The 11,642-nt window shown below is 36.7% G+C and carries 12 protein-coding genes; 7 read left to right on the top strand and 5 right to left on the bottom strand.

All coding sequences use genetic code 11. The annotated features are described in order from the left end of the window. Positions 1-56: 56 nt before the first annotated feature. Both B9T33_RS05465 and B9T33_RS05460 read left to right on the top strand, forming a co-directional pair. Positions 57-539: a hypothetical protein gene (locus B9T33_RS05465; protein ID WP_086177947.1), complete on the top strand. Its 483-nt coding sequence runs from the start codon at positions 57-59 to the stop codon at positions 537-539. 106 nt (positions 540-645) lie between these two features. Continuing rightward, on the top strand, positions 646-2,088 hold the full coding sequence (locus B9T33_RS05460; protein ID WP_086177946.1) for an aldehyde dehydrogenase family protein: 1,443 nt from the start codon (positions 646-648) through the stop codon (positions 2,086-2,088). A gap of 101 nt (positions 2,089-2,189) precedes the next feature. Here the strand turns inward: B9T33_RS05460 and B9T33_RS05455 are convergent, their stop codons facing one another. Further along, complete coding sequence (locus B9T33_RS05455) at positions 2,190-3,098, bottom strand: hypothetical protein (protein ID WP_086177945.1); 909 nt, start codon at positions 3,096-3,098, stop codon at positions 2,190-2,192. 113 nt (positions 3,099-3,211) lie between these two features. Between B9T33_RS05455 and B9T33_RS05450 the strand changes: the two genes are divergently transcribed. Next, positions 3,212-3,874, top strand: a complete 663-nt coding sequence (locus B9T33_RS05450) for an SOS response-associated peptidase (protein ID WP_086178089.1) — start codon at positions 3,212-3,214, stop codon at positions 3,872-3,874. 15 nt (positions 3,875-3,889) lie between these two features. On the opposite strand, the gene B9T33_RS05445 is transcribed toward B9T33_RS05450, so the two are convergent. Beyond that, complete coding sequence (locus B9T33_RS05445; RefSeq protein WP_086177944.1) at positions 3,890-4,354, bottom strand: MarR family winged helix-turn-helix transcriptional regulator; 465 nt, start codon at positions 4,352-4,354, stop codon at positions 3,890-3,892. 630 nt (positions 4,355-4,984) lie between these two features. On the opposite strand from B9T33_RS05445, the gene B9T33_RS05440 reads away from it, so the two are divergent. From B9T33_RS05440 to B9T33_RS05430, 3 genes are all read left to right on the top strand, one after another. Then, positions 4,985-6,505: a TerC family protein gene (locus B9T33_RS05440; protein WP_086177943.1), complete on the top strand. Its 1,521-nt coding sequence runs from the start codon at positions 4,985-4,987 to the stop codon at positions 6,503-6,505. Positions 6,506-6,908: 403 nt separating this feature from the next. Further along, positions 6,909-7,637 (top strand): hypothetical protein, encoded by a 729-nt coding sequence (locus B9T33_RS05435; protein ID WP_086177942.1) that lies wholly within the window; start codon positions 6,909-6,911, stop codon positions 7,635-7,637. Positions 7,638-7,669: 32 nt separating this feature from the next. Continuing rightward, the gene (locus B9T33_RS05430) at positions 7,670-8,224 is read left to right on the top strand and encodes a DUF3828 domain-containing protein (protein ID WP_171263581.1); all 555 of its coding nucleotides are present in this window, start codon (positions 7,670-7,672) and stop codon (positions 8,222-8,224) included. A gap of 92 nt (positions 8,225-8,316) precedes the next feature. On the opposite strand, the gene thiM is transcribed toward B9T33_RS05430, so the two are convergent. The 3 genes from thiM to B9T33_RS05415 all read right to left on the bottom strand — a co-directional run bounded on the left by thiM (position 8,317) and on the right by B9T33_RS05415 (position 10,755). Then, entirely contained in the window at positions 8,317-9,186 is an 870-nt protein-coding gene (gene thiM, locus B9T33_RS05425; RefSeq protein ID WP_086177940.1) for a hydroxyethylthiazole kinase, read from the bottom strand. Between the two features lie 12 nt (positions 9,187-9,198). Then, entirely contained in the window at positions 9,199-10,356 is a 1,158-nt protein-coding gene (locus B9T33_RS05420) for a hypothetical protein (protein WP_086177939.1), read from the bottom strand. Between the two features lie 135 nt (positions 10,357-10,491). Beyond that, positions 10,492-10,755: a hypothetical protein gene (locus tag B9T33_RS05415; RefSeq protein WP_086177938.1), complete on the bottom strand. Its 264-nt coding sequence runs from the start codon at positions 10,753-10,755 to the stop codon at positions 10,492-10,494. Positions 10,756-11,211: 456 nt separating this feature from the next. On the opposite strand from B9T33_RS05415, the gene B9T33_RS05410 reads away from it, so the two are divergent. After that, positions 11,212-11,490, top strand: coding sequence for a hypothetical protein (locus B9T33_RS05410; protein ID WP_086177937.1), 279 nt, complete (start codon positions 11,212-11,214; stop codon positions 11,488-11,490). Positions 11,491-11,642 lie beyond the last annotated feature (152 nt).

Raw genomic sequence — 11,642 nt, 5'->3', positions numbered from 1 at the left:
TTATTGTATATCTTGGAATGTCAGTAGGTACTTAGTAAAAGAATAGGAAACACTGGATGCACTTTTGGAATGTAAATAAGTTAATTGATCTGCTTCGAGAAAATAAAGTCACCGAATCTGGCTTTAAAAATTATTATATTGCCAGTTCAATTCTGATCTTTTTTAGTTATTTGGCCCTAACATTGACACCAGAATCTTCAGCAACTGAAGCTTGGGCATCGTTTATTTTACAAGTGGGTTTACTCATTAGCTGGATCAATGCCATATTTAAAGCCAATGGCGGTGAGCATGGGCGTGATTTTTTAAAACGCTTTATCGCATTGTATCTGCCTGTGACTATTCAAAGTTTAGTCATCTTTATCGCGATTGCTGTTGTCATTGAGGCACTGTTACCGATGTTGACCGTAAATATGGATGAGGCTGCGCTTAAGCAATTCACCACAATTAAAGACCTGAGTTTTGAAGTCATTATTAGTTGTTATATTTATTGGCGCATTTTTAAAGCAATTAAGCGTATCAATCAGCCGCAACAAAGTTAAAGAGCTGTACAGTATTTCGTTAGATAAAGTTTCATCCTGTTTTTCTCATAGCTTTTCATCGCTGAAGCCATTACATTGGAATGAACGATAAAAACAGGAACAAGGCATGACGGCTTATACAGCATTGGATTTGCAATATATTGGTGGTCAATGGCGTGATGGGACTTCAACACATCATATTCAAAATATAAATCCTTTTACTCAAGAATTAATCTTTTCATTTCAAGCGGCAAGTAGTGTTGATGTCGATAGTGCTTATAGTGCGGCTGAGCGTGCTTTTAAACAAGATGCGATTAAATCCATAGATCTACGATTAAATGTTATTAAAAAGCTTGTTGAAGTCATTCAGCAACGTCGTGAAGAAATTGTTCAGTGGCTGATTGATGAATCGGGCAGTACACGTTTAAAGGCCAATATTGAAGTGGATGCTGCGCTTGGTATCATCCAAGAATCCTTAAGCTTTCCTGAAAAAATGCGTACCACAAAGCTCGAGAGTAAAGATCCATCCCGTAAGAGCTTTGTACTACGAAAACCGTTGGGCGTGATTGCTGTGATTAGCCCTTGGAATTTTCCATTTCACTTATCAATGCGCTCAGTTGTGACGGCAATTGCCTGTGCAAACAGTGTGGTACTCAAACCTGCCAGCGATACGCCTGTTACAGGTGGAACACTGTTGGCGAAGTTATTTGAGGAAGCTGGCTTGCCGCATGGTGTGCTGAATGTGGTGGCAGGCAGCGGACGAGAAATCGGTGATTATTTTGTGGAGCATCCTGTGCCGAAAATGATTTCGTTTACAGGCTCTACTGAAGTAGGTCAACAAGTCGGGGTAAAAGCGCTTGGTAGTTCGAGATTAAAACGTTTAGCCTTAGAACTGGGTGGCAATGCACCGCTGGTGATTTTGGATGATGCAGATTTGGATTTGGCAGTTGAATTAACCGTCATGGGGCGCTTTTTACACCAAGGGCAAATCTGCATGAGTACCAATCGTGTCATTGTGGACGAAAGTTTACATGATGCTTATGTAGAAAAATTGGTGAAGCGGGTCAAAACCATTGTGGTGGGAAATCCGAACAATGATGACACGCTCATTGGCCCGATTATCAACACATCTCAAGTGGATAAGCTCAAAACCATGATTCAAAATGCCATACAACAAGATGCAATCCTTGCTTATGCAGGAGGCATAGAAGGGCAGTTGGTGGGGCCGCATATTTTCACCCATGTTGATCCTCAATCGGATATTGCTTTAGAAGAAAGTTTTGGTCCACTACTACCGATTATTCAGGCACGTGATGAAGCCCATGCTCTTGAGTTAGCCAATTCAACGCGTTTTGGATTATCCAGTGCAGTTTGTACTTCAAATTTAGAGCGCGGTGGTGATTTTGCGGCTCAGCTCGATATTGGTATGACGCATATCAATGGCATTAGTGTGGCGGATCATGCCAATGCACCTTTCGGTGGTGAACGAAATTCAGGCTTGGGGCGCTTTAATGGTGAGTGGATATTTGAAGAGTTCACTCGAACCCATTGGCAGACCTTTCCTGTTTAAGTTTTAATAATCGATTCCATTAAGTGAAGTCTATTTTTGTAATGAAATAGACTTCACCGATGTTTGAACTTCACAATAAATTATCACGCTGCTTATAAAGCTCACTTCCAAGAAATATCGGGCAGAATATAGTCCCAAAATAGAGTCCATAGGGATTTGTAATACAGAAAACTAAATTGATTTTGACTTGAGCAATTTTCTTGATAATACATGGGGTGATTGATGAGCAGCATCGGTTGGCGTTGGTAAGCCGTCATATACAGCTTAACCTGAACTTTATAATTGTAGATTGATTCATTTGTCGAAATGGCTTGGGTTTTGGTCTTATTGATGTCATTGATATAGAGATCAAATTTCAGACCTTGTGTGTAATCTGTTTCAGCATGAATTGTTCTTTTTTTAATTGAAATCGTTTGATCATTATTCACTTTATTCAAAGCATTATGAAGTTGATTTGCTTGGCGATAGTCAAAATTAATATGCGAATTTGCAGTGGTGAAATAAGGTAAATCATCATCAGGATCAATTTTAAAGGAACCTGTGCAATAGGTAGGATCACGTCCAGAATCGGTATTCACATTGTACCAATCAAAATTATTTTCCAATTCTGTCACATGATATTCGTCTATATTTGGAACTATGACGCCAAATTGATCTCTCTGCATTTGCTGATCTTGCAGCAATGAATAACTTTTCTTTGCACGTTCTGCAAACCTCACTTCGGGAAACATGTCAGGAGAGGTAACTTTAAAATCCGTGGTATCAATGACCTCACCACTCGGTAAAATGACCAAAGAAAACTGTTGGTCTTGAGCATTGGGTTGATTAGCAACCGTTACCCAATGATTGGTCATAATCATCTGCTGATTACGATAATGCTTATATTGAACTTGGTATTTCCCAGCAGGTATTTCAGCTTCATTGATTAAATCTTGTTTAAATGGATATTCGCCTAAATAAACTGCTTCTATACTAAAAGGCAAAAAAGAAGTGGTTTTTACGGAGACCATTGCGGATTGGCTCGTTGTATATAGGCTGATAGCGGTAATAAAAATGACAAATTGATTTAAATTGAAAAATTTCATTTATTATAAAGATTGGATTTTTGCGGATTATGTCAGTTATGTGTGCAAATTTCAAACCGATTACCTTGGCGCAACTCAAATCGCAAAACCTGCTTGATATTCCTTTTGAGTATCCTGAAGAGGTTTATCCAAATTATGATCTGCCTTTACTTTTTAAGTCTGAAGAAAAGGGTTTGGAGTGGCGGAAAGTTAGTTTTGGTATGGTACCGAAATGGGCAGAAGATAAGTCGATTGCGTTGAAAACGTATAATGCGCGCAATGAAACACTGATGCAAAAACCGACATTTCAAAATGCAGTAAGCAAATGCAAATTTGGTGTCATTCCTGTTTCTGAGTTTTATGAATCGATGTATATCGACAATAAACCACAGCGATGGGGTGTAAGACGTAAAGATGGAGAAGTGTTTTATATCGCTGCGCTTTACGAAATTTGTAAACAAGGCGAAGATGTCGTGAGATCTGCAACAATGATCACCATGGATGCGATAGAGCATGCCATGATGAAGAATTTTCATGAGCCTGGTGCAGTCAAGCGCTCAGTTATTGTTATACCGCATGAAAAATTAGATAAATGGTTGAGTTGGAAGTCACCCAATATTCAAGATTTTGTACAGGGTTTTCCTGTAGAAGAATTTGAATGCTCGCATGTACCAAAAGTAAAAATCGAAAAAATCAGTCCCCAACTTAATTTTTTCGATTGATACTAAGCCAAAAACTTAACGCGCTAAGTTTTTGAATATGTGCTTTAAGCTTTCCATGGTTTTTTCAATTTGGAGGGGGGTAAGACCTTCAAAAGACTGCTCAAGTACGACATTGGTCAAGTCGTTAATTTTTTGCGTCATTTGATTGCCTTTTTCAGTCAATACAACACGAGTAATACGCGCATCATCTTCACATGAATAAGTATCTACTAATCCTTCATCTTTAAGACGATAGACGATTTTAGTCGTTGTCGACATTTTAGATACGACCATTTCTGAAAGGTCAGATACGCTTGCATGTGGCTTAGACTTTAATGCCAAAAGGATGCGACGACGTGAGTTATCTACACCATATTTTTTTAAAGCATGGTCGACATTAAGTACGTATTGAGCATGGACTTGAGTAACCCAATAGAACGGAAAGTTTTCTAAGCTAAAGTCATCGGTAGATGGCAAAAATTTTGAATATTTTTTTGTCATGAAGTATTCCCCTAAATGTTCTTTTAATTTTATATAATGTTTTAACATTCTATTGAAAAATAGAGGGTAATAGCAAGAGTTCACATTAAAAAAATAGAAAGCAACAGATATCTCATTTTTAGATTATCTTAATATAAAATACTGATGATTTAGGCTAGGGAACATATTTTAATCTTCTTAAATCTATAGCACAGTGAAATTAAAAAAGATTTTATTGATTTATGGAATTCTTGTTATTATACCAATTGGTATAAAATATATGAGTATCTTAAGATATTCCACACAATAACCAATAATATAAGTCAAAGATTGACTGTTTCATTTAACACGAATGTATTGATCAAAAGTGGCGAAAAAATAGGTTGAATACAGTGAAATAAATCAAGGCATCAAAATAATCATGGGGGGACGCATTCACAAAATTCGTGCTAATTCCGCATATAATTTGAAATATTTATTTTCGATTTTTTAGATAAAAAACTCAAAAAATTACAGAGTTGGACGATACAAATTACAAACTTTGTGCATAATGGAAAGGTCTAAAGTCACAGAGGTTAAATTTATGGATCCGTCGCCGTGCGCAGATCTGCATAATATTGAATATACAATTCAGCTTGAGGGTATCAAATAATGGAATTTTTATTGGATCCTGGCATCTGGGTTGGTTTACTTACATTAATCGTTTTAGAAATTGTATTAGGTATTGATAACCTAGTATTTATTGCCATTTTGGCAGAAAAACTCCCTCCCGAACAACGAGATAAAGCCCGTGTCCTCGGTCTTTCACTCGCATTAATTATGCGATTAGGATTGTTATTTGCAATCTCTTGGTTGGTCACATTAACAAAGCCATTGGTTACCGTATTTGATTGGACATTCTCTGGTCGAGATCTGATTTTATTATTTGGTGGCTTATTCTTAGTCTATAAAGCCGTCACAGAACTGCACGAGAAATTAGAAGGCAAACCTGAAGTTAAACTTACTACAAAAGTTGCATATGCGAGCTTTACAGCGGTTGTTGCTCAAATTGTGGTATTAGATGCTGTTTTCTCATTGGATTCGGTTATTACCGCAATTGGTATGGTCGACAACATTTATGTCATGATGGCTGCAATGATTGTAGCAATGGCTGTGATGTTATTGGCATCTAAACCATTAACTGCCTTTGTAAACCGACATCCAACTGTGGTTGTTCTGTGCTTAAGCTTCTTATTATTGATCGGTATTAGTTTGATCGCTGAAGGTTTTGGTTTCCATATTCCGAAAGGTTATATCTACTCAGGTATTGGTGTTGCAATTATTATTGAAGCATTCAACCAGTTTAGTCAGCGGAATGTGAAAAAGCATGAAGCTAAAATTCCATTGCGTCACCGTACAGCAGACAGCATTCTCAAATTGATGGGTGGTCGTTTAGAGTCAGATCAAGCAGACAATAAAGCGCAAGAAACTTTTGCTGACGAAGAGCGTTATATGATCGGTGGGGTACTCACACTGGCAGAACGTTCAGTGGCTTCGATTATGACACCACGCAATCAAATTTCTTGGGTCGATATAAATGATTCGCCTGAGCAGATTCGTGAACAAGTGCTTGCTGTACCTCACAGTTTGTTCCCTGTGTGTCGTGGCAGTTTAGATAAGGTTATCAGTGTAGTTCGTGCCAAAGAACTGATTGATGTCTTGGATAATGGGGAAGACCTAAAAGCGCTGATTAAACGTCATCGTCCAATCTTTATTTTCCAAAAAATGAAAGTAATTGATGCAATTAATACCTTAAGAACGTCGAAAGGCTCTTTGGTATTAGTGACTGATGAATTTGGTGCTGTACAAGGTTTGATTTCACCACTCGATGTCTTTGAAGCGATTGCGGGTGAATTCCCAGACGCAGATGAACAACTGGATTTGATTCAAATAGATGATACGCATTGGAAAGCTTCAGGTATGTTGGATTTATACCAATTAGAACTTGAGCTGGAAATGTTGGACTTGATTGAGGAAGATGATGGCTATATCAGTGTTTCTGGTCTGATTTTAGATCAAACACAGGGTATGGTCTCTGTCGGTACAGAAGTTGAATTTAAGGGTATTCAATTTAAAGTCACAGCGATGGAAGATAATCGCATTAAGACCGTAGATATTTTTTATCAGGCTTAATCGTTAAATCTCAATTGAAAAGTGAATTATGCAAGAGACAGCTTCTAGGAGCTGTCTTTTTTATTTGAAAAATGGAAATGACTGTGTAGTTGAAAATTTTAGCGTAATTTATTGTTGGAAAATGCATTTGCAAAATATACCATATTTACACAAATTAACAGTTAGTTTATAAATAGCAATAGGGGATAGATGTGAAGTTTTAGCTTCTCATTTCATAATTAATCATATGTTGAACGACGCAACACAGGGCGGTATTTGGCAATGCCAATACACTTCACGTGTACATTTTTAAAATTATTTAATCGCAATAAATAGAACATGAAAGTTGTGAATTTTATTTTTTAAATCATTCAAAGTTTATGTAGGTCTATTCTAAAACAGAATTGATTATTTGGGTAATTGTATGAAGATATCTGAAAATGTAATCGATTTCAGTAAACTTTCAACAGAAAAGAAACACGATTTTTTTCAACAACTTTGGGATTTTGATCAGAAAATTTTCCCGAGTTCGCGTATAGAACAATTATATGAATATTTGCATGATCCAGATGCAGTTGCGATCCCAGTGGTGCAATTTTTTCATCGTGATAAATTAATCGGTCAAAATATTATTCGTATATTAAAACTAAACCACAAAAATCGACCAATTTTAATTTTTAACTCACGTGCTGGGGTGTTGCCTGAGTATCGTAGTCATAACCTTACCTTGAATTCTGCAATCAAAGTAGCAATGCAGTTTCAAATACGTTTTCCCGCTATTCCAATGTGGTTTGTGGCTACAGTGACACAACCAAAGGTATATACATTATTTGCTTCACGTTCTGTTAAATTTTATCCAAGATATGATGCCGAAATGCCAGAAGAATACATGGATATTTTAAAGAGTATGCGGGTGCGTCATCATGATGTGCAGCAACGTACAGAAAATATATTTGTGCATTTATGTGATTTACCAAAAGTGACACCAGAACAGTTGGTGCAACTTCGAAATAAGTCGGATGTACATATTCAATATTTTATGCAGCATGTACCAGATTATTTTGATGGCATGGGTATGATGTGTATATGTAAATTGAATGTTTCAACGATCTTTGAAGCATCAATGAATATTGCAATGGGTCGGGCAGTTTAATGTTTAATTTGATGGATACTTTGGGATTTCGTATGCAATTAAAACCTATTTTTCATGTACTTGGTTTTGCCTCATTGCTATTGGTCGTAGGGTGTAAGCCTGCGGAACAAAAAGCACAAACTCATGCAGACAAGTGTATTGCACCTGAAAAATTAGTCCAACAGATTTATAGTCAAAATCTAAAATTGCATAACTTAACTACTACACAAGTTAGTGAATATTTTGAACCTGTGATGGCTGATCGGATTAAAGACGAAATTCAATGTCGAAAAACCCAGCAAGTGTGCAATATCGATTTTGACATATTTTCAGACATGCAAGACCCACCGAATAAGCTCAAACCAACGTTAAGCTTTGATAAGAAAAATAATACGGTACGTGCTGAGATAAAAGACAATAGTGAAAACAAAGTCTTGACCTATGAAATGGGCGGTGAAGGTTGCGAAAAGATTAAGAATATTGTGTATGCAGGCGATTATGATTTGGATATGTTGCTGAGTAATCCAACAGAAGAAGAACCAGACAATTCAGTTGAAGCAGAGAATACACCTGAGACTGCAAGTTCTGTTGTGCATAGTCAAAATTAAATGGGATGATCCAAATTAAAAAAAATCTGCTTAAATTAAACAATTTAAGCAGATTTTTGATTCATGCAAACATTTGGATGCACGCTGATATTTTATAAAGCTAAAATTTGGATACTGGCAAACTGATGAAAATCATCTTCATTTAAATTATAAATTTCGTCTAGAAAGGCAACATTAAAACTCCCGACACTAGACGCAATTTCATAGGCTTTTAAACCAGCAATAGCAAAATGTAAATGCGCCGCAATAGCACCAACGCTAATATTTTGACTGACTGCACAATAAGCCGCAGTGAGTGCACCTAAGGCACAACCCGAAGCGGTTACCTTTGGTTGTAAATAAGAGCCACCATTAATTTGTATTACTGCGTTCATTTCTTTCGATAAAATAAAATCCGATTCACCAGAAATTGCAATGCATTCAGTGTGTTCAAGCAAGGGCAGTGCATGTAGGTAAATTTCAGCACTGTTTAAAGTACTATCGACACCACGCGATTCACTTTGATTACCAGCAAGACCACTAATTTCAGAAGCGTTGCCACGAATGATGGTTGGTTTGTATTGCAATAAAGTATCGACCATTTCTGATCGCCAAGGTAGCACAGGTCCATAACCTACAGGGTCGAGTACCCACGGTTTATTGAGTTGTTGAGCCGTTTGCGCAGTAATTTGCATCGCCTGCATTTGTTCAGCATTTGGCGTGCCTAAATTGATATTAATAGCACTGGCAATCGAGGCAAAACTTTCCGCTTCAAATGGATTATCAATCATAGCCGGTGACGCACCAGCAGCCAATAAGACATTGGCAACATAATTACTCGCTACAGCATTGGTAATAATATGTACCAAAGGTTGAGTAGCCTTTAATTCCGCCCACGCATTAATAACTTTTTCTAAGAGCGGATTGGTTAGATCGGTCAATTCATTGTCCATCGTTGAATTTAGGTTTTCAGGTTGATTCATGCTTGTTCTCCCTTAACGGGTGAAATAGTGGTCTTGATGCTTACAATTACGACAGAATAAGCTGACATAATCCGAGGCATCATAATCGACAGAAAGTTCTTGCGAACCACAATACATACAACGTTTAGTCGAATAAAAATTTAAACGCGGCTCAATTTTTTTCCACGCATGGCGAATCGGCTGTACAAAAATACCTTCATCAAGCCCTAAAAATTGAAAAAGTAAAATTTCACTCATCTTACTCAATGGTAATTGAGGTGGGCGAGGCAGGGTGAAGGTTTCCCATTTCTCTTGTAATGCACGTTCGCGATATTGCTGTAAGGTTTTTTTCAGTAAATTGGTATTAATAAAATTTTCATTGCGAGCTTGCAAGGCTTTTTGACCATGTAAATATTCTAGTGCAGATTGGATCATATAATAGATTTGTCCAACGGCTAGGCTGTCTAATAATCGGAAGCAGAACACTTGAAAGCTTTTATTTCCGGCAATTTGGACGCCCCAAGTTTTGCAATAAAACTGCATAAATTGCACAATTTCTTGATACAAGATTAAGTATAAATTTTCTTTTACTTCATCAGCAGTTTTGAAAGGCACACCCATCGATAAATTTTCATAAAACCAATGGCGCAGTTGTTGCACAATACTAAATAAACTCGGCTCAGAATAACCGTCTAGACGGACATTGATATAGTACTGTTCAGCTTGGACAGCATCATCTTTGACCACCAAAATCTGTTCATGCACCAAATGCTTTTTGATGAATTGCTGAAATAGATAATTTGGACTGATGTTGTAATACTTGATCGCATCCCAATCAATATATTCTTGATAAGTCGTATGTTCCTGTACGTGATTATCCAATAAAGCCAATAAAAACAGCTTTTGCAGGAAACTCAGTTCATTGAGTTCACGTTCAATTATGGTTTTGCTTTTTTGTTTACGTTGTTCTTGGAGACGAGTTTCTTTAAGGAGTTTTTTGCGCGCATTTTGGCAAGCTTCGCAATGACAGTTATATTGCTGCTCAGGATAAATCTGATGTTTACAATGACTGCATTCGTAAAAGTTAAATTCCTGTTCGTCGAGTTGTTCAGCATCTACCCAATACATAGATGCATGACACAATGGGCATTGCGTACTTTCATCCATTTGCTTGCGTAGAATATTGAACATCGGTGATCACTTTCCTTAAATCATATACTGATTATACACATCTCCTATTCAGGGCGGGGTTGCTATTTCAATTGAAAAATCAGAGGGAATAAAAAAGAGCTACATGTCATGTAGCTCTTTAGTTGGATGTTAAAATTAATAGGCTGCAGGGCATGGGATTGATTCGTCCTCCTCACCGATTTGTTTTGCTTGAATAAGCGCTTGTACTTTTTTAGAAGGCACTTTTTTTGAACCCAAGGCATCGTAGGTATTGAGTATTGCACTGACTTCATGTGCTTTTAAGTCAACTCCTTCACAACTCATAAACATGGCAATGACCTTATGATCAATATTTGTCGCATCTAAGGATTGTAAGGTTTTTAAATTCTCCATACGAACTATATGATCTTTAATAAACATAATGCACCTCTTTTTGTTTTCGAGTAGATTTTTCAATCTGGTGATTGTGTATGTGTCCTAAGAGATAAAGCAAAATGTATGCACAAAATAATCTTGCTGAGGGAATTTAATTTTTAAAAATAAGAAACTTTATAAAAGTAATTGAAATATTTAAGAAAATTATAAAATATCTAAGGTGTAACAAAATCTGTATGCAATAAAAGTATTGAGCAAACAAGTTGTCAGAAATGTGTGAAGTGTTGATATTGCCACACTGTAGTGCATTTAACAGCTTAAGTTTTCAAGATTAGGGTTTGAAAATGGATTTTTGATTCTTTGCTAGATAAATATGCTATAACACAATGGATTTTATGACTTAATTTATTTAATCGCTCGCCTCAACATGGATAAATGAACCATGGGATGAGTCTGAATATTTAAAGCTCACTTCTCACCGATGATTGAAGGGAAAAAACCATGTCTGATGCACTTAAAACTAGCAATATTACCCGCATGCAACTGTATAAACAAAATGATGGCAGTATGGTGGGTGCGTTAATTATTGGACATGACCAAACGTTGGAGAAAACGGCTGAATTATTGGGTTTGGCGAGTCAGCACCAAGTTTTTACCATATATGTCGCTGGTGCAACTGCTGAAATTGAGACATTTTTAAAAGGCTCCGTTTCGCGGTTTAATTTTCACTTTGCCGCCGATTATGACAGTGCTTTAGATTTAATTTTTGCCAATAAATAATCCGAATATTTTATTAACAACAACGTTTCCAATGCAGCACTAAACTATTTATAAGCACCTACTTTAAGGTGCTTATTTTTTATGTCACATTAGCATTTACATTTAAAATGTAAATACAGGGAATTCGGCATTTATCTTGCTTAAAGATGATG

Source organism: Acinetobacter sp. ANC 5054, from assembly GCF_002135295.1.
Lineage (GTDB): Bacteria > Pseudomonadota > Gammaproteobacteria > Pseudomonadales > Moraxellaceae > Acinetobacter.
This window is presented reverse-complemented; position numbering and strand designations above follow the sequence as displayed.

Excerpts from the sequence above, each read along its gene's own strand:
- B9T33_RS05465 (WP_086177947.1), top strand. The coding sequence starts at position 57 with ATGCACTTTTGGAATGTAAATAAGTTAATTGATCTGCTTCGAGAAAAT.
- B9T33_RS05460 (WP_086177946.1), top strand. The coding sequence starts at position 646 with ATGACGGCTTATACAGCATTGGATTTGCAATATATTGGTGGTCAATGG.
- B9T33_RS05455 (WP_086177945.1), bottom strand. The coding sequence starts at position 3,098 with ATGGTCTCCGTAAAAACCACTTCTTTTTTGCCTTTTAGTATAGAAGCA.
- B9T33_RS05450 (WP_086178089.1), top strand. The coding sequence starts at position 3,212 with ATGTGTGCAAATTTCAAACCGATTACCTTGGCGCAACTCAAATCGCAA.
- B9T33_RS05445 (WP_086177944.1), bottom strand. The coding sequence starts at position 4,354 with ATGACAAAAAAATATTCAAAATTTTTGCCATCTACCGATGACTTTAGC.
- B9T33_RS05440 (WP_086177943.1), top strand. The coding sequence starts at position 4,985 with ATGGAATTTTTATTGGATCCTGGCATCTGGGTTGGTTTACTTACATTA.
- B9T33_RS05435 (WP_086177942.1), top strand. The coding sequence starts at position 6,909 with ATGAAGATATCTGAAAATGTAATCGATTTCAGTAAACTTTCAACAGAA.
- B9T33_RS05430 (WP_171263581.1), top strand. The coding sequence starts at position 7,670 with ATGCAATTAAAACCTATTTTTCATGTACTTGGTTTTGCCTCATTGCTA.
- thiM (WP_086177940.1), bottom strand. The coding sequence starts at position 9,186 with ATGAATCAACCTGAAAACCTAAATTCAACGATGGACAATGAATTGACC.
- B9T33_RS05420 (WP_086177939.1), bottom strand. The coding sequence starts at position 10,356 with ATGTTCAATATTCTACGCAAGCAAATGGATGAAAGTACGCAATGCCCA.
- B9T33_RS05415 (WP_086177938.1), bottom strand. The coding sequence starts at position 10,755 with ATGTTTATTAAAGATCATATAGTTCGTATGGAGAATTTAAAAACCTTA.
- B9T33_RS05410 (WP_086177937.1), top strand. The coding sequence starts at position 11,212 with ATGTCTGATGCACTTAAAACTAGCAATATTACCCGCATGCAACTGTAT.